Source organism: Corynebacterium ammoniagenes DSM 20306, assembly GCF_001941425.1.
Lineage (GTDB): Bacteria > Actinomycetota > Actinomycetes > Mycobacteriales > Mycobacteriaceae > Corynebacterium > Corynebacterium ammoniagenes.
Genome location: NZ_CP009244.1, coordinates 2219967 through 2241744, shown reverse-complemented (window position 1 = coordinate 2241744; position 21778 = coordinate 2219967). Strand labels below are relative to the sequence as shown.

Here is a 21778-nt window from a genome sequence, read left to right as displayed (position 1 = left end):
TCCTCCCTAGATGCTCGGTGCAAGGCTAATGAAACGCCTTGTCACTTGCGTGCCCCCAGTAGGACTCGAACCTACGACACACGGGGTAGAAGCCCGTTGCTCTAATCCGCTGAGCTATGGAGGCAAGTGTTAAAACCGCGGGTACAAAACATCGGCTGTGCACCTTGCGGACTAACAATGGGTGATTTTAGCTCATGGTTCAAGAAATCTTGAACTGGCAGGTGTGACGGAGTCGGTCGCTAACATTTATGAGGCCTGAGCTTGGCTCAGTATACTAAGGGCCATGTCGATGACCTCGCAGCAATCGCCGGCACAACCCGCCGTCCCACCGAAAAGCAATGTCCGTTCCTCGTGGCCTATTTATGTAGTCGCCGCGCTCATTGCTGGTCTCGTTGGCGGCTTTATTTCCCTGTTTTTCCTCGCGGATTCTCTGGCCGCGTTGGGCATTCCCGATCCTGGGCGGCTCACGACTTTCGGGCTGCCTTTCTTCCGCGCGATTGCATGGATCTTGATGGCATTGTCCATCGGTTCCTTTATGACCACCGCGTTTTTCATTAGCCCGGATATTCCAGATAAGGATAATTTCCGGTTAAATGAGGCGAGGTTAACGGTGGACGGGTTCATCGCTAAGCGAACCGGCGCTGTTGCCGCCTTTGGTGTTGCCATCATTGGCCTTTTGGAAGCCCCTTTGGTCATGTCGGATGTCTCCGGCACCCCGATTGGCCAAGTACTCAATGTACAAATGATGTCGATGGCGCTGGAGCAAGTAGCCACGGCGCAGGTCTGGCTGATCACTACCGGTATTGCCATTGTCGTGGGCGTGCTGGCGTTGGTGAATAACAAATGGTCCATGCAACCGGTGCTCTTTGTGCTGGCCGTGTTGATGATTGTGCCGCTGGGCATGGAAGGTCACTCCGCCTCCGGCGGCGACCACGACTACGGCACCAACACTTTCTTATGGCACCTGTTGTTTATGGCCCTGTGGATTGGCGGGCTTTTAGGTCTGATTGCCCACGGACGACGCCTGGGGCCGGACATGTCTACGGCCGTGCGCCGCTATTCCACCCTCGCGCTGGTGGCGGCCGGTGCGATGGTCATTTCTGGTTTGATCAATGCCGCAATTCGCATTGAATTTTCGGACTGGTTTACCACCCGCTACGGGCTGATTATCGTCACCAAAACCGCGCTGACCTTGGTGCTGATTTTCATTGGTTTTGTCCACCGACAAATCACCATGCCGCAGCTGAAGAAAAAGCCACGCCTCTTTCTGCGTGTCTCAATCGTGGAAGTGGCCGTGATGGCAGCAACTGCCGGTGTGGCCATCACAATGGGGCGCACCCCGCCGCCACCACCGCGGGATCCGAACCTGAACTCCATGCAGATTGTCATGGGCTTTGAACTCCAAGAAGCCCCGGAAATGAGCAATATGCTCACGCAATTCCGCTTTGACATCATGTTCGGCACCATTGGTCTTGTCCTGGCCACGCTGTATGCCTACGCGCTGTGGAATTTGCGCAAGCGTGGCCTGTCTTGGTCGAAGGCACGCACAACCTGGTGGATGTTGGGCTCATTGGGGCTTACCGTCTATATGTCCACTGGCCTGGGCATGTACATCCCGGCGACCTATTCCATGCACATGTTAGGACACATGGTCTTATCCATGGTCTTTCCACTCCTGCTGGTCCTAGGTGCCCCGCTGACGTTGATCCTGGAAGCATTTGAACCTGGTCGTCCCGGCAAGCCCACTATCCATGACTGGGTGGTGGCGCTGACGAAGTCGAAGACCTTGGCGTTTATCACCCATCCCATCGTCAACGTCTTGCAGTTCTTGTTCTTCTTCTGGGTGCTGTATTTGTCCAACGACCTGTACCAGCTGGCAATCTCGGAGCACGCCGGGCACGTGCTGATGAACTTCACGTTCTTGATTTCCGGCTATATCTACTTCTGGGAAGTAGTGGGACCGGACCCGCTGCCTAAGCGTGCTTCGACCATTATTCGCCTCGGCATCTTGTTTGCTTCCATGCCGATTCACCTGTTTATGGGTGTTTATCTCATGCAGCTGACAGAGATTATGGGCTTGGCTTATTACCAGTCACTGGAAATCCCATGGCCGCATGATTTCTTGGATGATCAAAAAGTTGGCGGCGGTATCGCGTGGGGCTTTGGGCAGTTCCCGCTGGCTATTGTCTTTGGCAAACTCGCCTTGGACTGGCTGCGCGAAGACCGCTCCGAGTCGCGGTTCTACGATGCCAAGGCAGAGGTCGAAGGCGATATTGATATGGACGAGTACAACAAGATGTTGGCCGAGCTTAACCGAGACGGAAACCAGGGACATTTCCGCCAGCAATAAGGCATTAGGGTCGCAGACCGCTGGACGCAGACCGCTGGACGCAGGCCGCTGGACGCAGACCGCTGCTAGCTTATCGATGGCTAGTGGCGGTCTGTTCGTTTTTAACGGTGGCATCTACTTAGCTGTGGATAACTTGACACTTTGCGTGACGAGTCATCAAAGTTGTCCACAGGTTTTTGTCTCTGGTCTTTTCAATGAGTTGTGGCACCTGAATGATGAGTTTTAAGAGCATCCGCTCGAATGAAAACCTCACCAGAAAGATGCATTCTCATGTCTCAATACACCATTACTATTACTGGCAACCTGACCGATGATCCTTTTGTAACGAAATTCAGTGGCGATAAAGTCAATACCCGCTTGCGCATTGCTTCTTCCCGCCGCAGCCGCTTTACCAATGCCAATGGCGAATTGGAATGGCGCGATAGCGATACCGTGTATATGAATATTGAAATCTGGGGCCAGCTGGCCATTAATGCCTCTAAGTCTTTGAAGAAGGGCATGCCCGTTATCGCACTCGGCTCGTTGTGCACTGATACTTGGACGGATAATGAGACCCAAAAGCAGCGCGAGCGTACTTACTTGCGTGGCCTGCAAGTTGGTATCGATATGAACCGCCATATCTTGGCCTCTCAACGCATGGATGCCATGCATACCCCAGAAGGCATCGTGCTCAACGCCGGTAGTGAAGCTTTGCACATTAATAAGGACTACACCGTGGACAATGATGATGTCATTGATGAAACCGATGTCGAGGTTGTGCCTGCTGAATCTGCTGATAATGCGCGCGAAGACGAGGCAGTCAAAGAAGAAGACATGGTGGCCAATTTTTAAAGGCTAAATTATCCCGAATTATTGCCGTGACCACCATCATTGGTGATGGGCAGTGGTTTGTTGGGGTGCTAGCTCGCATTTAATTTATTGCCCACTCGATAAATAACCGACCGAATTCTGCGCTTGCTACTGGATAACACCGGTGGCAGGCGTTCATTTATTTGATCTGTCGGGTACGCTTTGGGGTGATAAAAACTCGAAATTTTAGGGAGTGACATGGGCGAGTTCATCTATACGATGAAAAACGTGCGTAAAGCCATCGGCGACAAGGTCATTTTGGACAATGTCACCATGGCTTTCTACCCAGGCGCAAAGATTGGTGTTGTAGGTCCCAACGGCGCGGGTAAGTCTTCAATTCTGAAGATTATGGCTGGTCTTGACCAGCCTTCCAATGGCGAAGCCTTCTTGGATCCCGGTGCCACCGTTGGCATCTTGCAGCAGGAACCACCGCTGAATGAAGAAAAGACGGTGCGCGAAAACGTTGAAGAAGGTCTCGGTGAGATCTTCGAAAAGAAGCAGCGCTTTGAAGCCATCGCCGAAGAAATGGCCACCAACTACACCGATGAGCTCATGGACGAAATGGGCAAGCTGCAGGAAGAACTCGACGCAGCCGATGCATGGGAAGTTGACTCCAAGATTGAGCAGGCAATGGAAGCATTGCGCTGCCCGCCTTCCGATGCCCCGGTAACCCAGCTTTCCGGTGGTGAGCGTCGCCGCGTGGCCTTGGCCAAGTTGCTGCTGAGCGAGCCAGACCTGCTGCTGCTCGATGAGCCTACTAACCACTTGGATGCTGAGTCCGTGCAGTGGTTGGAAAAGCACCTGGAAAACTACCCTGGCGCTGTCTTGGCCGTCACACACGACCGTTACTTCCTCGACCACGTCGCTGGCTGGATCTGTGAGGTTGACCGCGGCAAGCTGTACCCATACGAGGGCAACTACTCCACCTACCTGGAGAAGAAGGCTGAGCGCCTCGAGGTTGCTGGCAAGAAGGACGCCAAGCTGCGCAAGCGCCTGAAGGATGAACTCGCATGGGTTCGCTCTGGTGCGAAGGCACGTCAGGCAAAGAACAAGGCTCGTCTGGAACGCTACGAAGAAATGGCGGCTGAGGCTGAGCAGTACAAGAAGCTGGACTTTGAAGAAATCCAGATTCCTACTCCGCCACGCTTGGGTAACAAGGTTGTTGAAGCCAAGAACCTGACCAAGGGCTTCGATGACCGTGTCCTGATTAAGGATTTGTCCTTTACCTTGCCGCGTAACGGCATCGTCGGCGTTATTGGCCCGAACGGTGTAGGTAAGACCACCTTGTTTAAGACCATCGTGGGCTTGGAAGATCCAGATTCCGGCACCGTGGAGGTTGGCGACACCGTCAAGCTGTCGTATGTGGACCAGAACCGTGCGAACATCGATCCCGAAGCAACGGTGTGGGAAGTTGTCTCGGAAGGCCTGGACTACATTCACGTCGGCCAAAATGAGATGCCATCGCGCGCTTACCTGTCTGCTTTCGGCTTCAAGGGACCAGACCAGCAAAAGCCATCGAAGGTACTCTCCGGTGGTGAGCGCAACCGTTTGAACTTGGCGCTGACGCTGAAAGAGGGCGGCAACCTGATCCTCCTCGATGAGCCTACTAACGACTTGGACGTAGAAACCCTGGGTTCATTGGAAAATGCGCTAGAGAAGTTCCCTGGCTGTGCCGTGGTCATTTCTCACGACCGCTGGTTCCTAGACCGCACCTGTACCCACATTCTTGCGTGGGAAGGCAACATCGAAGAAGGCCAGTGGTACTGGTTCGAGGGCAACTTCGGCGACTACGAGAAGAACAAGATTGAGCGCCTCGGTGAAGAAGCCGCTCGTCCTTCCCGTGTGACCCACCGCAAGCTGACTCGTTAATGTGGTGTGGTGGGGAAATAATTCTCCACCACGCATAACCTCGATAGACTGGACGCGATAGTGCACGAAGACCGTGTGCTATCGCCTCTTGTTTAATATGACCTATTAATTTTATGATTTGACCAGGTTAGCGCCAGTTGTGGGGTATTCCTGCGCTGGTTCAACTGGGAAATAAACCAAGGAGTATTGCCGCCTTATGGCTTCAGATTCCATCCACACGTACTACATTCCGGTTCGCTGGTCTGATTTTGACCGCTATGGCCACATTATGAATGCCAACTATGTGGAAATTGCCCAGGAAGCGCGCCTGGCTTTTGCAGAAGATAATTTCTATTCACAAGATATTGATTTTGCTGCCTTTGTCCGCCACCTCGATGTGGACTTCCGCAAGCCGATTGAACCGGAAGGCAACGCGCAGCTACTTGTGGAATCACAAGTTGTTGAAGTGGGCAACACCTCTTTCGTGACGCGCCAAGAAATCAAAGATAAGCATGGTCGCACCGCATGTGTAGTGGAATGCGTCCAGGTTGCCATTGACCTTGAAACCCAAATTCCGCGCTCTTTGACTGAACAAGAACGCGATATTTTGCTCAATATCGGGCGAACCCACGATGATGAAGCCGAGCACGCTGCTGCTGGCTCCGACGTGGGCTTGGGTGAAATCGGTTACGACGACTAACTACATTCCCTCAGCGGGCTAGAGTCGGAAGGGAAGTAGCGTGCTCGGGCACCGCCCGCAGTAGCTCATTTACTTACCCACAATTGGACTTTAGGAGACGCACCATGGATGAAATATTGATGCTGTACGGCGGCGGCGCGGGAATGGTTTCTTTTCTCGCTCGCGTGACGGGCATTGATGCCTCGGCCATGGTGCGTTTGCGGCAATTATCCGATGGATCGGATGGGCAACCACCGGTAGTCGATGTTTTTGCCACCACACCTTTTGAAGTGGTGGCAGCGCGCCGACTGCAGGGAACTGTCAGCCGCGATGGGGCAGTGGTGGGAGCAGACACCATGTTGGCAGCGCTTAATGCCACTGACTTTGCATCGGCTACTGCGGAAGCGCCGGTGGAACTTAACCTTGGACGTCCTCGTGATCCGTCCTGGCCCGGCGCATTGCCTCCAGCGACTGGGTTTAAGCTCATTGATAATTTGCCTGTCGATGTGGCGCGTCATCTCGCCGATGAAGGACAAAAGCTCACCCGCCAGTTCTCCGGTCCCATGGGCCCACCGCAAGGGCTGATGAACCAAACGGTAATTACCGCTGAATCAGGTGAGACGAGCGTTGAAATCCCCATGCGGATGATCTTTGCCTGCACCAACTTAGGTTTTATCCCGAACTTCGCTGCGCCCATGGACGTACCGCGTCATTTGCGCATTGCTGGCCTTGGGCGATGGGTACGCCTCGATGCCCCCTTTGGCTCGGTTTATCATTCCAACCGCCTGTCGCTGTTTTAATTCGTGCTAGAAAGCAACGATTAGGGTGACTGCTTTGTAAAAAAGCTTCGAATTGGAGTGCTTCCGAGTAGGCTTGTACCGATAGCTTGATAGAAAACAAGCTCCTACTCGTAGAAAGGCACGACATGCGCATTGGTATTCCCGCAGAAATTATGAACCGAGAAAGCCGCGTGGCCGCCACCCCTGCGTCAGTCAGCTCATTGGTTCAGGACGGACACGAAGTCTTTTTTCAGGCCGGCGCAGGAGCCGGCGCGAACTTCTATGATGAGGAATACCAGCAAGCCGGTGCCAATGTTGTCGATTCCGCGCAAGAGGCGTGGGAATCAGCAGATTTGATTCTTAAGATCAAAGAACCGCTGGAAGAAGAATACAAGTACCTGCACAAGGACTTGGTGCTGTTTACCTATCTGCACTTGGCTGCATCTAAATCGCTGACCCAGGCATTGATGGATTCCGGTTGTACCGCGCTCGCATATGAGACCGTGACGGATAAAAATGGCGGCTTGCCGTTGTTGACCCCTATGTCTCAGGTTGCAGGGCGACTAGCAGTCATTGAGGGCTCGTATCATCTCAAGTCCACCGAAGGCGGCCGCGGTGTGCTCCTGCCAGGTGTGCCCGGAACCAAGCCAGCTCGCGTGGTTGTTATTGGTGGTGGCCAAGTAGGTGCGTCTGCCGTGGCGATGGCTGCTGGCTTGCACGCTGAGGTCACGGTATTGGACTTGGACCCGCAGGTGCTGCAACACATCGATGAGCAGTACCAGGGCCGGGTCCGGACCCAGATCTCTGACCCGGTCACCATTGCTGAAGAGCTTCTCGAGGCAGACCTCGTCATTGGTGCGGTGCTCATCCCCGGTGCAGCAGCGCCGAAACTGGTCACCGAGGACATGGTCAAAGATATGAAGCCTGGTGCCGTGCTGGTGGATGTCGCCATTGACCAAGGCGGCTGTTTTGAAAATTCACAAAAGACCTCACACGATGACCCAACGTTTAACCTTCACGGCAAGGTGTTTTATTGCGTTGCCAATATGCCCGGTGCGGTGGCAAATACCTCCACGCGCGCGCTGACGACCGCGACGCTGCGCTATGTGCGCGAGATTGCTGCCAAGGGTGTCGACGAGGCGTTTGAGCGCATCCCTGGTTTGCGAAATGGGCTGATGACCCGCGACGGTGAGCTGCACTCGGAGCCAGTGCGCCAGGCTCTAAACCTCTAGTAAGAAAGTAAAAAGCAGGAGACGGGAAAGTCCGGCTCCTGCTTCTTGCTAGCTAGCGAATTCTTTTAGGGAGCTTTATTAATGAGCATCCCAGCCATTCGCTGCATATGCTGCCAAATCATTTGGCGATATGCCTGCGGAAGGGTTTCTTCATCAATTTGGTCTAAAGAGTTGCTCATCAACTCCAACCAGCGATCATGCGCGGCCATATCAATCGGGAAATTCATATGGCGCATCCGCATCCGTGGTGAGCCACGGTTTTCATTAAACAGCGGTGGTCCGCCCCAGTACTGGGAGAGGAACCACGCGAGGCGATCCTCAGCCCCGGCCATGTCATCGTCCGGGTACATCGGACCAAGAATGTCATCTTTCGGCACTTGGGCGTAGAAGCCGGAGACAATGTTGCGAAATGTCGGCATGCCGCCAATCGCCTCATAAACGCTGCTGGGGCTCGTCACGGGACTATTCCTCATCCTTCGTCATCTGTGGGGCAGTGATACCAATACCATACGGGTAAGGGGTAACAATGCCGGCATCATGCATTGAGTTAAGCACGCGACCTTGCAAGATGCGCTGGACTTGCCATTGTGAACCCGGAAGAGTCTTTACGGAGGCACGGAAGGACAGGTAGTCCGGTTGGAAATCTGTGACGCCGTTGACCACTGGTTCATCTAGAATCAAGCCAGAAACCTCAGGGGTCTTAGCAGCTGCGCGCACACTATTTTCAATGACCTCATAGGCCTTTTCTGTGTCATTGGACAAGCCCACAGGAACCTGGATACGTGCTACCGAGAATTCATCGGAGTGGTTAGCGACCTGGAGAATCTCGCCGTTGCGGATGTACCACAGGGCACCATCCATATCCCGGACCGTCGTAATGCGCAGGGTAATTTCTTCGACGTCGCCAAAGACGCCATCGCCTAAATCAATCGTGTCACCAATGCCGTATTGGTCTTCCAAGAGCATGAAAATGCCAGAAAGAAAATCCTTGACCAAGGACTGTGCACCAAAACCAAGTGCGACACCCAAAACACCAGCGGAAGCAATCAAAGGAGCAATGTTGACTCCAACTTGGTCCAAGATTGCGAGTACTGCCCAGGCCCACACCACAATCGCGGAGGCGGAACGAGCCACATTAGCGAGCGTCTTAATGCGCGAAACGCGTCGATTCTCCCGCGACTTATCGATGGATTGAAGTTGCTTTTCCTGCTTCGCTTTTTGTTTTTTATTATTCGCGCCGGGTATCCCTATTTTACTAATGGGATTTGAGCGCGATCCCTTCTTTTCAATAGAAGATTGAGCCAACTTATTGATCACGCGTCGCAAGATCCACTGCAAAATTAAGGCAACAACAATAATGATGCCGATGGCAATGGGGCGATTAATGAGCCACTCTCTGGTGTTTGGATCCGACCACCAGCTGGAGACATCCTTCACGGCATCACCGGGAGTAGTAGGGGCCGCGGCGAGCGTCGTTATATCTGCAAGTGAGGAAAATTTATTCAGAATGATCACAACCTTTCGCTTTCAGGGTTAAACCGGCCAAGTTGGCGCTTTGTCATGGATAAACGTCGACAACTAGTCGGTCGCTATTTTTAATGTTTCGTACTGACCGATGCTAATAACCTAGCCTTATACTTTCCTGTGTGCGCAGGCCGAATCCGCCCTGCCCAGCGGGAATTCGAACGCGCTGTGAGTAATTAAAATTCAACGGCACCGTGTGGTGTGAATAATATTCGCGCGATAGTCATAGAAAGTGAACAGCTTGGTCTATAGTGGGCACTGTTCGGAATGGCAAAGCCCATTTTAAAATTCACAATAAGATTGCTGGAGGATTGTGTAAATGTCTGGAAAATCCAAGCGCGAGCTTGCAAGTGGGTTCAATTCCCGCGCTATCCACGCAGGTTGGGAACCAGATGAACACATGGGCTCCATCAACGTTCCAATCTATGCCTCGACCACCTTTGAACAAAACGGTCTCGCAGACCTCCGCGGCGGTTTTGAGTATGGCCGCGTGGCTAATCCAACGGTGCGCTCATTAGAGCACACCCTGGCTGCTTTAGAGGATGCCCAATACGCACGCGTCTTTGCATCTGGCATGGCAGCTACCGATGCTCTCATCCGCATCTTGGTGCGTCCTGGCGACCACGTGATCCTGGGCAATGATGCCTACGGCGGCACCTACCGTTTGCTTAATAATGATTACGGCGAGTGGGGAGTGGAGCTGTCCATCGTGGATACCTCCGATTTGGATGCGGTTGCGGCGGCAATCCGTCCGAATACCAAGCTGATTTGGTTAGAGACCCCCACCAACCCGGCGCTGACGATTACCGATATCGCAGGTGTTGTGGCCATTAAGCAGCACGCGCAGGTCGTTGTCGATAACACCTTCGCGACCCCGTACCTGCAAAACCCATTGGCCTTGGGTGCAGATTATGTCTTGCACTCCACCACGAAGTACCTCGGCGGACACTCCGATGTCCTCGGCGGTGCTGTGGTGACCAATGATGCCGAAGTAGATGAGCGCCTCCTGTACTTCCAAGGCTGCGTCGGTGCTGTGTCTTCGCCTTTCGATGCCTACCTCACCGCCCGCGGTATCAAGACCTTGGCGGTACGCATGGATCGCCACTGCAGCAACGCGCAGCAGATTGCCGAGTACCTGCAATCTCGCCCAGAGGTCAAGGAAGTGCTTTACCCAGGTTTGCCGGATCATCCCGGTCATGACATTGCCGCGAAGCAAATGCGTGGCTTTGGTGGCATGATGTCGGTGCGTTTCCACAAGGAAGACCATGCTCGTCAAGCATGTCTGAATACCCGCTTGGTGTGTTTGGCTGAATCACTCGGTGGTGTGGAATCTTTGATTGAGCACCCAGAGAAGATGACGCACGTGTCGGCAGAAGGCTCCGAGCTGGTGCCGCCAGCAGATCTGGTGCGCATTTCCATTGGCATCGAAGAAGTCGAAGATCTCTTGGCCGATTTCGAGCAAGCACTCGACGCGTTGGACTAACGCGCCGCTAGGGTAGAAGGCATGACTGAACAACGCACTTCTGATATACCAACCGATGAAAAAGTTGCCGTGGTTACCGGTGCTACCGGTGGCATGGGCGTCGAAATTGTTGCTAACCTCGCGGCAGATCACCACGTGTATGCCCTGGGCCGAGACCAAGCAAAGCTCGATGAATTAGCAGCTGCCCACGGGGACGCAGTCACCACCGTGGCCGTCGACCTAGCCAGTGAGCTCGATGCTCTAGATTCCGTCCTGCCCGCCTTAGAGCGCGTGGATGTGCTCGTGCACGCCGCGGCGATTGCGAATGCACTTTCCGTGGATTCAGCGCGAGTCGAGGATTGGCGCGCGCACATGGAGCTCAACGTCTACGTGCCAGCAGAGCTGACCCGAGTACTACTTCCAGGTTTGCGCAAGGCTGAGGGCACCGCCATCTTTATCAACTCCGGCGCGGGTCGCGGCGGCTTTGGCGGCAATGTTGTCTATGCGGCCACCAAGCACGCGCTGTATGCGCTCGCGGACGGTTTACGGAAATCTGAACAGGATATTCGTGTCAGCACCGTCGCACCGGGCCCAACGGATACCGCGATGCTGCAAGGACTCAACGATAACTACAATGCGGACCACGTCATTGCGCCAGCAGAAGTCGCACGCGCTATTCGCGCGGTGGTGGATGCTGGTCCGACAACGCAGTTGACCGAAGTCCAGGTGCGCCCGCGCATTGAGCTTGCCGATCGCGCATAATTCGCAGAAAGCATTGTTGTGATTATCCCTCCCTTTGCGCTGTTTATCATCGGCCTGTTGTTTATCTACAACGGGTGGCAAATGCGCACGCGGCGTCTGCAGCTTGGATCGTCGTGGGGTTTTCGGACCGAAGAAACACAAATATCCACCGCCGTGTGGAAAGAAAGCCACGCGGCTGGTGGTCTTGTGGTGATGGTCGGCGGCTTAGGCGCTGAGATTGCAGGCGCAATCCTGCTGCTGATTCCCAGCAGAGATATGACCATCAGCCTCATGGTCACTGTGTGCGCGATAACGTGGGTTGCTTTGTTGTACATGGCGGCAAAAGGCCGCGTGGTTGAGTCTGCGCAAAGAATTCATCGCCGCCAGCAGCACGCCGCTGACCCTGCCGACTCTGCGGACTCTGCAGGGGCGTGATGACGAAGTGCGAAACACTTCGCCCAAGCATTAAGCCCCGAACCTTCCACGAGGAAAGAGGTTCGGGGCTTCGAGCTGGTCAGGCAGTGCTGAAAGCTATTGCGCGTCGATAGCGCGGTTGCGCAAGGTGCGTGCCAAGCGGTCGCGCTCTTCGGTGATAACGCGACGCAAGCCAGCAGGAAGCTGGTTGTCTAAGAATTTATCGGTGGCGTCGATGGTCTCCTGTGACACGTTCCAGGCGGGGTACAGTCCCTGGACGGTGCCCAGAGCAATCTCGGTGGAACCGGCATCCCAGACCTTTTCGGCATTAGCGAAGTATTCGTCCACCGCAAAGCCTAAGTGCTTATCGGATCCCACCATGGTCAGACCTTCGAGCTTATGGCGCAGCTCAAGGTTGGACAGGGAGAGCGACATGATGTCATCCCAGACCGAGCGTTTATTCTCATCAGAATTAAATGCCGCCAGTGCCCGCAGGGAAGCCTGGTAGCCCGATGCAGTGTTATCTGCTTCGAGTTCTTCGGCCACGAGCTTCTTGACCTCATCGAAATCGCCTGCTTCTCCTGCACCAATGGCGCCATTAGCAATCAAGGCAGCAAGAGCCTTCCAGCGCAAAGCCTTATCGTCGGAAGTAGTGCGCAAGTCAACCAGGTAATCGCGGGCAGCGTCATTGAGCTCAATGCGGGTAAGAGCCTGCTTGAACACAATCGCGCGGTTATCAGCACCGTTGGCATCGGCGGCGGCTGCTTCGGTCAAGAAGGCATCGGCAAGCAATGCGAAGCCGTGATCCTCTGCCCACTGTGGGTCGGCATAGCGCGCAACGGCGGTAATGGCCTGGTTGGTGATGCGCTCTAAGACACCCATCTCGGTTTCTGCATGAAGACCGCGGGCAACCAGCTGTGCGAAATCACGTGCGCGCATGGTGCCAGCCCGCGTCATCTCCCATGCGGTGGACCAGCACAGTGTGCGCGCCATGGGGTCGGAAATCTTATCAATGTTGTTGACCACGAAATCTACGGTGGAGGGGTCAAATTCCAGCAGGGTGTAGGTCAGGTCATCATCGTTAAGCAAAACTAGCTCTGCGACGTCTTGTCCTACCAGCTCAGGAATCTCGGTGTGCTCACCGGAGATATCCACCTCAACCCGCTTGTAACGAGTGACTTTCTCACCCTCGGTGCGGTACAAGCCCACGGCAACGCGGTGGGTGCGCAAGGTATCACCGGACTGCACCACCGCGAAGGAGGTGTAGGTGCCACCTTCTTGCTCGGTCTTGGCCGCCAAGGTGTTTACCCCAGTGGTCTTTAACCATTCCGTGGCCCAGAAGGACAAGTCACGTCCCGAGGCTTCTTCCAAGTGTCCTAAGAGATCGTCAAAGGTGGCATTGCCCCAGGCGTGGGTGGTGAAGTGGCGGCGCACGCCAGCGAAGAAGTTCTCGCGACCCACATAAGCTTGTAGCTGCTTGAGCACCGAAGCGCCCTTGGCATAGGTGATGCCGTCAAAGTTTTGCTCCACGGTTTCAATATCCGAGGCATCCGTGGAAATCGGGTGCGTGGTGGGCAGCTGATCCTGCTGGTATGCCCAGGATTTTTCCACGTTGGCGAAGGTGACCCACGCGGTGTCATATTCCGTATTTTCTGCCTGGCAGATAGCAGCCGACCAGGTAGCAAAAGACTCGTTCAACCACAGGTCATCCCACCACTGCATGGTCACCAAGTCGCCGAACCACATGTGTGCGAGCTCGTGCAAGATGGTGTCAGCGCGGCGCTCGTACATGTAGTGCGTGGCCTGGGAGGAAAAGACGTACTCATCACGGATGGTGACGCAACCAGCGTTTTCCATCGCGCCGGCGTTAAATTCGGGCACGAAGATCTGGTCATACTTGCCAAAGGGATACGCGAAGCCGAAATTGGCGTGGTAAAAATCAAAACCTTGCTTGGTTTCCGTAAACAACCGCTCGGCATCGAGATGCTCTGCTAACGATGCGCGGCAGTACAGGCCCAAAGGAACTTCGAGCTGAGCTGCAGGCTGGCCTTCGGGATGCTCCACCAATTCACCGCGCCAGGTATCGGTGACCTCGTAGTAGGGGCCAGCGCACAGGGCGATGAGGTATGTCGACAGCGGGGTATCCACGGTTGCCCGCCAGGTGTTGCCCTCGCGGGTGACAGGGGAGTTGGTGATGATTTTCCAGTCCTGCGGGGCGTGGAAAGTCAACGAGTAGGTTGCCTTCATATCCGGCTGGTCGAAGCAGGCAAAGACGCGCTTGGCATCCGCTGTTTCAAACTGGGTGTACAAATACACCTGGTCGTCTACTGGATCAACGAAGCGGTGCAAGCCTTCGCCTGTGCGCGAGTAGGCGATCTTGGCGTGGACTTTGAGCTCGTATTCGGCATGTTCCAACCCCGACAACGCGATGCCGTAGGTGGGGTTGTATGCATCCAATGGCAAGGGGATGCCGTTGAGGCGGGCGTCGATGATTTCATCCGCGCGCAGGTCAATAAACGTAGAACCTGGTTGCTTGGCGTGAAAGTTTACGGTGGTCACCGACGTGAAATATTGCTCATCACGCAGGTCTAATTGCACGTCATAATGAGCGACGTCGATTAGGTCAGAGCGGTGCGATGCTTCATCGCGGGTGAGGTTTACTGAGGTCATATACGGTAATGCTCCTTGGTTGGAATTTGTGGATATGCTCGGTTGTTGTACAAGGCGACATATTCATCTTATGCATAGGAGTTTAATAAGTGTCTCAGTCTGTGAAATTTTGGTTCGATGTTACATGCCCGTTCGCGTGGGCTACTTCCCGCTGGATTAAGGAAGTAGAAAAGGTTCGCGATATTGAGGTGGAATTCGTACCAATGTCACTTGCGGTCCTCAACGACGGCCGTGACCTGCCCGAAGATTATGCCAACATGATGAAAGCCGCGTGGGGACCAGCACGTGTTTTTGCCAAGGTAGCTACCGAAGAACCAGCCAAGGTTGATGATCTTTACACCACGCTTGGCAACAAGCTGCACGGTGAAGAACAAGGCGGCAAGCACGACTTTGGCGCTTATGATGAGCTGATTAAGGAAGCATTGGCAGAAACCGGCTTGAATGCGTCCTACGCTGATGTTGCCAATACCGAAGAAGTCGATGAGCAGCTGCGCGCTTTCCACAATGAAGGCATCAACTCCGTGGGCGATGAGGTAGGAACCCCAGTGCTGAAGCTAGGCGATACTGCGTTCTTTGGCCCAGTCATTACCCGCATTCCGACCGGTGAAGAAGCCGGCGAGATCTTCGATGCGGCATTCCGCTTGGCGCAGTACCCATACTTCTTCGAGATCAAGCGTTCCCGCACCGAAAACCCTCAGGTCAGCAACAAAAACAAGTAAAACTAGGGGAAGCTCGTAACACTTGACGCGGGATCCCACAGCATTTTTGTTGCATGAACCAACGCGCATGCCAACCATTGTTAGTATGGATGGCATGCGCGTTTACTTAGGAGCAGACCATGCAGGGTTCGAGACCAAAAATCTTATTAAAGAACACCTGACCAGCCAAGGCCACGATGTCATTGACTGTGGCGCACATGTTTATGACGCTGAGGATGACTACCCAGCTTTTTGTATTGAAGCCGCACTGTGCACCGTTAATGACCCAGGGTCATTGGGTATCGTCCTCGGTGGCTCCGGCAACGGCGAGCAGATCGCCGCTAATAAGGTCAAGGGCGCACGCTGTGCCCTGGCATGGTCACCGGAGACCGCACGCCTGGCGCGTGAGCACAACAATGCCCAGCTCATTGGCATTGGTGGCCGCATGCACTCGGCAGAAGAAGCACTGGCTATCGTGGATGCTTTCTTAGACCAGGAATGGTCACAGGCAGAGCGTCACCAGCGCCGCATTGATATCTTGGCCGAATATGAGCGCACCCAGATTGCACCTGAGGTGCCTGAAGTACCAGAGGCTTAAACTTTAACTAATAACCACATAAATTATGCCCGCGTCGTTTCTTCCTCAAAGAAGAAATAACGTGGGCACATGCTTTTCGATGTTTTAAGCTCTAGCTGAACTCATCTGGATCATTACCGACGCGGCCGTCCTCGCCCTCATCCAAGCTATTGATGGCCAGCATCTGGTCATCGTCAAGCTCGAAATCGAAAATATCGAAGTTCTCGCGCATCCGCTCCGGAGTCACGGTCTTAGGAAAGACGATGACATTATTTTGTAGGTGCCATCGCAAAACAACCTGCGCTGGGGTTTTGCCATGTGCTTCTGCAGCGGCCACGATGTCTTCGTTTTCCAACAGGTCAGTCTTGTTTTGGCCCAGCGGACCCCATGATTCCACCTTGATGCCGTGGACGCGGCCAGCGTCTACTTCTTTCCAGCGCGCGAAGTAGGGGTGGAGCTCAATTTGATTGACCGCGGGGCTGACCTTGGAAACCATCGATAGGTCTTCCAGATTCTGCACGGTGAAGTTCGCGACACCAATGGATTTAGCCAGGCCTTGTTCTTGGGCATTTTCCAAGGACTTCCACGCGGCCTTGAAGTTGCCGGTTCGCGTCGATGGCCAGTGGATGAGGTACAGGTCCACGTAGTCCAGACCTAGTTTGTCCAAGGATTCCTGCAGGGCTGCTTCGGCGTCTTCATGGCGGTCATTCCACAGCTTGGTGGTAATAAACAGCTCTTCCCGGGGAATGCCAGACTTAGCGATGGCCGCCCCAACGCCTTCCTCATTGCCATAGGCAGCGGCAGTGTCGATATGGCGGTAGCCCACCTTCAATGCCTCCGCGACCATCTCCTCGGTTTCTTCCGGCTCGATTTTGAACACACCATAACCGAGCTGCGGAATAGTATTGCCGTCATTGAGGGTGACGGTCGGGACGATCGACGGATCAAATTCAGAAGTTGTGTGTTGTTGGCTCATGACATCGAGAATACGCGGAAATTGTGCATGAGAAAGGGGCCAGTCCCGACTGACTCACGGTCTGTGAGTAGAACTAGGACTGACCCCTAAAGCGCTGCGGTGGATTGAGGCGATTTCTAACTACTAGAAGTCAAAGCCGAAGTCGAAGATGCCTCCGCCGTCTTCGCCACCGAAGAGGCCGCCACCGTCGCCTCCGAACAGGCCACCGCCGTCACCCATGTCGCCGCCATCACCCATATCTCCACCAGCGTCGCCCATATCGCCGCCGTCGCCCATGTCTCCACCGGCATCACCGACTTCGCCAGCGGCCGCAGCTTCACCGGAGTAGCCCACGCCAGCCATGCCCATAAACATGGCGTTGAACATCATGGAATAGCCCATCATCCACACGCCAGTGGCCATGGCATCTGCCCACCAGGGGCGGGAGTACCAACCGGCGGGAACGGGACGTCCAGCAACCGTGCCGCCTGGGTAGTAATTCGGAGTGTCTTCCGAGGCATAAGGAGAAGCCGTAATGGTCTGACCATCTTCTGCTTCCACGGTGCGCGTTTCAGTAACCTTGCCAGCGGAGCGTTGGCCCTCCAGGGGAGGAAGATCCGGGCCCGCATTCATACCCATGATCTCTCGAGCAGCGGCTACATAGTGCATGCCCTCCAGCGCTGATTCTCGCGCAAGCTTTGCTTGCTTCGAGGAGGTCGCCTGCGCCAGCGCGGAGTTCGCGGCGGTAAAGCGCTCGGAGGCATCAGCCATTGCCTGGGTTGATGCTTTATCGGTGCCAGAAATTTGCATCACCTGGCCGCCAAGGCGCTCGGTCCAACGCTGCGCATCGGCGTGCGCATCGGCGAATTCGCGGCGCTCCCGTTCTTCGGCATTCTTTTTAGAATTCTTCGAAGACATGTACCAGGCACCGCCGCCGAGGACAGCGAGAATTAATAGAAATTCCATAGTTGGCGTTCACTTCCCACAATTGTTTTATTGTCTGTCTAGATCAACGTCTGCTACCAGCTTAAAGTTCCACAGCGCACAAAGAAAGCATTCGCCCGCGCCACGGGTGTACAAACAATCCAGATGCCTGGGACACAGCAACCGGAGTACCGGAGATTGGTGAGGAGATTTCCGGGACAAATAAGGAATAAGTGGGGGTCATTTTGGAATGAGATAACTACGTCAGTTAAGATATCTAACGCACATCAAAATGATGCGTTATGGGAATGTCGTATAGTGGCTAATACCTCAGCCTTCCAAGCTGAAGACGCGGGTTCGATTCCCGTCATTCCCTCCAGTAAACACCGGCTTTAACCAGTAAGAATGGTTGAGCCGGTATTTTTCTATCCCTACTTCAATCCCTTTAGCTTCGCCTAGTCCCAGATTTAGTCCTGTATGCCAAAAATGGTGTCTGGATCATCTTGAATAACGGCGGCTGGTGATGAGGGTCAAGTAGAGAGCGGTGAGTGGCTAGCCATCGACAAGCAGGCGACGCCATACGTATTGATTTGCTGAGCATTTCCTGGTGAATACAGTTAGAAGTTGATGCTCCCAAGTTCGCGGCAAGAAATCGTGGTACCGGCTGACCTGCTCTTATCGGAAAATGAGTGGTCTTTTCTGGGGCGGATTTGTAGCTTTAAAACTTCCTAGGCTAGAGTTATCAAACGTACGCAGCACGGAGGCAAACTCCGGTGGCTACATACGGGGCGTGGCGCAGTTTGGTAGCGCACCTGCTTTGGGAGCAGGGGGTCGCAGGTTCAAATCCTGTCGCCCCGACGTATGGGGTCTGGGAAACCTTTTCAAAAGGATTTCCCAGACCCCTTTACTGTTTGTAAAAGGCGTTTGGTAAATTAAGCAGTTGACAATTTCTAAACACTGCAGCAGTTAGTAAATGCAGACTACTAATCAGGAGAAATACTCGTGAAGACTACCGTGGACAAGCTGAGCGACACCCGCGTCAAGCTCACCGTCAACGTTCCGTTCGCTGAGCTCGACAAGGAAATCGACCAGGCTTACTCTGCGATTGCGCAGCAGGTACAAATTCCGGGTTTCCGTAAGGGTAAAGCTCCCCGCCAGTTGATTGATGCGCGCTTCGGCCGCGGCGCAATGCTGGAGCAGGTCGTCAATGACATGCTGCCTTCCCGCTACGAGCAGGCAGTGAACGAAAATGACCTCAAGGTCATCGGCCAGCCAAACATCGATATTCCTAAGGTTGAAGACAACGACTTCGTTGAATTCACCGCTGAGGTTGATGTTCGCCCAGAGATTGAAATCCCTGACTTCTCTAAGATTTCCGTTACTGTTCCAGCTTTGGCTGTTTCGGATGAAGACGTTGAGAACGAACTCAACGAACTCGCGGAGCGTTTTGGTGAGCTCAAGGACACCAAGCGCAAGCTGAAGACCGGTGACTTCGCAATCATCGACATCGACGCTGAAGTTGATGGCGAAAAGGTTTCTGAGGTTTCCACCGAGGGCTTGTCCTACCGTGTTGGCGATGATGACTTGATCAAGGGCCTTGATACCGCTCTGCGCGGCATGAAGAGCGAAGAGGACAACGAGTTCTCCGCCACCATCGAATCCGGTGAGCACAAGGACAAGGAAGCCACCATCAAGGTTCACGTCCAGCAGACCAAGGAGCGCAAGCTTCCTGAGCTCGACGATGAATTTGCACAGATGGCGTCTGAGTTCGACACCATCGAGGAGCTGCGCGAAAACACCAAGACTGGCTTGGAAGAGTCCAAGAAGAACGACCAGGCTGTTGCTGTTCGCGACGAAGTGCTCAAGGCTGCTTTGGCAGAGGTTTCCTTCGAGCTTCCACAGTCGGTTGTCGATGAGCAGGTTCACGCTCAGCTGCACCAGATCTTGGGCGAGATGGCACACGACGACGCTGCGCTGACCCGCCTGCTCGAGGCACAGGGCACCACCCGTGAAGAATTCGATAAGGAATCTCGCGAGTCTGCAGAAGAGTCCGTTCGCACCCAGCTGTTCCTGGACACCTTGGCTGATGTTGAAGAGCCAGAGGTATCCCAGCAGGAGCTGAGCGACCACATTCTGTTCACCGCTCAGTCCTACGGCATGGACCCGAACCAGTTCATCCAGCAGATTTCCTCCAACGGTCAGATCGGCAACCTGTTCTCCGACGTTCGTCGTGGCAAGGCACTTGCAGCTGCTATCTGCCGCGTTGAAGCGAAGGACGATGAAGGCAACGCCGTCGACGTTGAGCAGTACTTCGGTGAAGAAGACGCTAACGACTCCACTGCAGACACCGCTGCGGATGAGTCCAAGGCAGAAGAGACCTCCACCGACGAGGCATAAATCGCGCGCATTATGTGCAGTTGATTGAGATGAAGGACCTAGCTTGAGTGCTAGGTCCTTTTTCGATCTGTAAGCAGTACCTAATGTGAAACCGTGTCGGTCAACTGGCGACATGGCGGCATCGGCAGTGGTGTGACCTGTTGAACTTCCGTGCGCTATTTTCCGAGGAGCGGTAACGCTATCAGCGAACAAGCCCTATTTTTGTCGCATGGACAATCCAAGTTTAAGTAGGGTAGGTGCCATTGACATTGAAGAAGTGTTTCTTTGATGCCAAGAATAAAATTTAGAACTGACAAGGAGTATTAACCATGTCTGACAAGCCTCAGATGACCTCCCCGAGCGCAGGTATGAACCTGGGAGACAGCGTTTACGAGCGCTTGCTTAGTGAGCGCATCATCTTCTTGGGCACCCAGGTCGATGATGAGATTGCGAACAAGCTGTGCGCGCAGATCCTGCTACTTTCCGCAGAGGATCCAACTCGCGATATTTCGCTCTACATTAACTCCCCAGGCGGTTCCGTCACCGCAGGCATGGCGATCTACGACACCATGAAGTACTCGCCTTGTGATATCCGCACCTACGGCATGGGCCTTGCGGCATCGATGGGCCAGTTCCTGCTTTCTGGCGGCACCAAAGGCAAGCGCTTTGCACTGCCACACGCACGCATCATGATGCACCAGCCATCCGCTGGTGTTGGCGGTACTGCATCAGATATTGCAATTCAGGCGGAGCAGTTTGCTGCGACGAAGCGCGAGATGGCAGAACTTATTGCAGAACACACCGGACAGACCTTTGAGCAGATTACCAAGGACTCTGACCGTGACCGCTGGTTTACTGCAGATCAGGCGAAGGAATACGGCATCGTCGACCATGTCATTGATGCTGCATCCGGACCAATTAGCAACTAAGGGATAAAGGAGAAACTCATTATGTCTAACTTCAAGATGCCTTCATCCCGCTACGTACTGCCGTCATTTATTGAGCAGTCCGCGCAGGGAACGAAAGAAACAAACCCATACTCGAAGCTCTTCGAAGAGCGAATTATCTTCCTCGGCACTCAGGTCGATGACACCTCCGCCAATGACATCATGGCGCAGCTGCTCGTCCTCGAGGGCATGGACCCAGACCGCGACATCACGATGTACATCAACTCACCAGGTGGCTCGTTCACCGCGTTGATGGCCATCTATGACACCATGCGCTACGTGCGTCCTGATGTACAGACTGTGTGCTTGGGACAGGCTGCATCCGCTGCCGCTGTCCTTCTTGCAGCAGGTGCTCCCGGCAAGCGCGCAGCGCTTCCGAACTCTCGCGTCTTGATTCACCAGCCAGCAACCCAGGGCACCCAGGGCCAGGTTTCCGACTTGGAGATTCAGGCAGCAGAGATTGAGCGCATGCGTCGCCTGATGGAAAATACTCTGGCTGAGCACACCGGCCGTACTGCTGAGCAGGTTCGTATTGATACTGACCGCGACAAGATTCTGACCGCCGAAGAAGCCGTCGAATACGGCATCATCGACCAGGTCTTTGATTACCGCAAGCTCAACGCCTAATTGCTCAGTGCGTGCGTTTGATTGCACAGCATTATGGCATTGATAGATGGGGATGGTTTATATAAACCATCCCCATTGGTCGTTTTACCGACATGGCCGTCGCCTTCGCGGGAGAGCCGGACGAAA

The 21778-nt window shown here is 54.2% G+C and carries 19 protein-coding genes and 3 tRNA genes; 16 read left to right on the top strand and 6 right to left on the bottom strand.

Going from position 1 to position 21778, the window contains the following annotated elements; translation table 11 throughout:
* Positions 1 to 50: 50 nt before the first annotated feature.
* Positions 51 to 124: transfer RNA gene (locus tag CAMM_RS10290), tRNA-Arg, on the bottom strand.
* A 159-nt stretch (positions 125 to 283) separates the two neighbouring features.
* On the opposite strand from CAMM_RS10290, the gene CAMM_RS10285 reads away from it, so the two are divergent.
* The 6 genes from CAMM_RS10285 (at position 284) to ald (ending at position 7737) form a co-directional block, all read left to right on the top strand.
* Positions 284 to 2350 carry a bifunctional copper resistance protein CopD/cytochrome c oxidase assembly protein gene (locus CAMM_RS10285; protein ID WP_003847256.1) on the top strand — a complete coding sequence of 689 codons (2067 nt, stop codon included), beginning with the start codon at positions 284 to 286 and terminating at the stop codon, positions 2348 to 2350.
* Between the two features lie 270 nt (positions 2351 to 2620).
* The gene (locus CAMM_RS10280; protein WP_003847260.1) at positions 2621 to 3181 is read left to right on the top strand and encodes a single-stranded DNA-binding protein; all 561 of its coding nucleotides are present in this window, start codon (positions 2621 to 2623) and stop codon (positions 3179 to 3181) included.
* A gap of 216 nt (positions 3182 to 3397) precedes the next feature.
* Complete coding sequence (gene ettA, locus CAMM_RS10275; RefSeq protein ID WP_003847261.1) at positions 3398 to 5068, top strand: energy-dependent translational throttle protein EttA; 1671 nt, start codon at positions 3398 to 3400, stop codon at positions 5066 to 5068.
* A gap of 196 nt (positions 5069 to 5264) precedes the next feature.
* The gene (locus CAMM_RS10270; protein WP_003847262.1) at positions 5265 to 5747 is read left to right on the top strand and encodes an acyl-CoA thioesterase; all 483 of its coding nucleotides are present in this window, start codon (positions 5265 to 5267) and stop codon (positions 5745 to 5747) included.
* A 104-nt stretch (positions 5748 to 5851) separates the two neighbouring features.
* Entirely contained in the window at positions 5852 to 6526 is a 675-nt protein-coding gene (locus tag CAMM_RS10265; RefSeq protein ID WP_003847263.1) for a DUF8185 domain-containing protein, read from the top strand.
* Positions 6527 to 6651: 125 nt separating this feature from the next.
* Positions 6652 to 7737, top strand: a complete 1086-nt coding sequence (gene ald, locus CAMM_RS10260; protein WP_040355393.1) for an alanine dehydrogenase — start codon at positions 6652 to 6654, stop codon at positions 7735 to 7737.
* Positions 7738 to 7802: 65 nt separating this feature from the next.
* Here ald and CAMM_RS10255 read toward each other — a convergent pair whose 3' ends face one another.
* Positions 7803 to 8210, bottom strand: a complete 408-nt coding sequence (locus CAMM_RS10255; RefSeq protein ID WP_003847265.1) for a globin — start codon at positions 8208 to 8210, stop codon at positions 7803 to 7805.
* Entirely contained in the window at positions 8200 to 9252 is a 1053-nt protein-coding gene (locus CAMM_RS10250) for a mechanosensitive ion channel family protein (RefSeq protein WP_003847267.1), read from the bottom strand. The genes CAMM_RS10255 and CAMM_RS10250 overlap by 11 nt, the downstream gene beginning before the upstream one ends.
* A 328-nt stretch (positions 9253 to 9580) precedes the next feature.
* Between CAMM_RS10250 and CAMM_RS10245 the strand changes: the two genes are divergently transcribed.
* From CAMM_RS10245 to CAMM_RS10235, 3 genes are read left to right on the top strand one after another with little or no spacing between them, the layout of a single operon-like run.
* Positions 9581 to 10744 carry a cystathionine gamma-synthase gene (locus tag CAMM_RS10245; RefSeq protein ID WP_003847270.1) on the top strand — a complete coding sequence of 388 codons (1164 nt, stop codon included), beginning with the start codon at positions 9581 to 9583 and terminating at the stop codon, positions 10742 to 10744.
* A gap of 21 nt (positions 10745 to 10765) precedes the next feature.
* Complete coding sequence (locus CAMM_RS10240; RefSeq protein ID WP_003847271.1) at positions 10766 to 11485, top strand: SDR family oxidoreductase; 720 nt, start codon at positions 10766 to 10768, stop codon at positions 11483 to 11485.
* 18 nt (positions 11486 to 11503) lie between these two features.
* Complete coding sequence (locus CAMM_RS10235) at positions 11504 to 11899, top strand: SdpI family protein (RefSeq protein ID WP_003847272.1); 396 nt, start codon at positions 11504 to 11506, stop codon at positions 11897 to 11899.
* Between the two features lie 96 nt (positions 11900 to 11995).
* Here the strand turns inward: CAMM_RS10235 and pepN are convergent, their stop codons facing one another.
* Positions 11996 to 14548, bottom strand: a complete 2553-nt coding sequence (pepN, locus tag CAMM_RS10230; RefSeq protein ID WP_003847273.1) for an aminopeptidase N — start codon at positions 14546 to 14548, stop codon at positions 11996 to 11998.
* An 89-nt stretch (positions 14549 to 14637) separates the two neighbouring features.
* Between pepN and CAMM_RS10225 the strand changes: the two genes are divergently transcribed.
* Both CAMM_RS10225 and CAMM_RS10220 read left to right on the top strand, forming a co-directional pair.
* Positions 14638 to 15267 (top strand): mycothiol-dependent nitroreductase Rv2466c family protein, encoded by a 630-nt coding sequence (locus CAMM_RS10225; protein ID WP_040355395.1) that lies wholly within the window; start codon positions 14638 to 14640, stop codon positions 15265 to 15267.
* Between the two features lie 94 nt (positions 15268 to 15361).
* Positions 15362 to 15844, top strand: a complete 483-nt coding sequence (locus CAMM_RS10220) for a ribose-5-phosphate isomerase (protein WP_040355444.1) — start codon at positions 15362 to 15364, stop codon at positions 15842 to 15844.
* A gap of 91 nt (positions 15845 to 15935) precedes the next feature.
* Here the strand turns inward: CAMM_RS10220 and CAMM_RS10215 are convergent, their stop codons facing one another.
* Together CAMM_RS10215 and CAMM_RS10210 are read right to left on the bottom strand one after the other, a co-directional pair.
* Entirely contained in the window at positions 15936 to 16799 is an 864-nt protein-coding gene (locus CAMM_RS10215; protein ID WP_003847276.1) for an aldo/keto reductase, read from the bottom strand.
* A 123-nt stretch (positions 16800 to 16922) separates the two neighbouring features.
* A complete protein-coding gene (locus CAMM_RS10210) occupies positions 16923 to 17744 on the bottom strand; it encodes a hypothetical protein (protein WP_003847277.1) in 822 nt (273 codons plus the stop codon).
* 262 nt (positions 17745 to 18006) lie between these two features.
* Here CAMM_RS10210 and CAMM_RS10205 point away from each other — a divergent pair.
* From CAMM_RS10205 to CAMM_RS10185, 5 genes are all read left to right on the top strand, one after another.
* Positions 18007 to 18081, top strand: a tRNA-Gly gene (locus CAMM_RS10205).
* 405 nt (positions 18082 to 18486) lie between these two features.
* Positions 18487 to 18560, top strand: a tRNA-Pro gene (locus CAMM_RS10200).
* Between the two features lie 144 nt (positions 18561 to 18704).
* Positions 18705 to 20099, top strand: a complete 1395-nt coding sequence (tig, locus tag CAMM_RS10195) for a trigger factor (RefSeq protein WP_003847278.1) — start codon at positions 18705 to 18707, stop codon at positions 20097 to 20099.
* A gap of 308 nt (positions 20100 to 20407) precedes the next feature.
* Positions 20408 to 21007: an ATP-dependent Clp protease proteolytic subunit gene (locus CAMM_RS10190; protein ID WP_003847280.1), complete on the top strand. Its 600-nt coding sequence runs from the start codon at positions 20408 to 20410 to the stop codon at positions 21005 to 21007.
* 21 nt (positions 21008 to 21028) lie between these two features.
* Positions 21029 to 21652, top strand: a complete 624-nt coding sequence (locus CAMM_RS10185) for an ATP-dependent Clp protease proteolytic subunit (RefSeq protein ID WP_003847281.1) — start codon at positions 21029 to 21031, stop codon at positions 21650 to 21652.
* Positions 21653 to 21778: the final 126 nt, after the last annotated feature.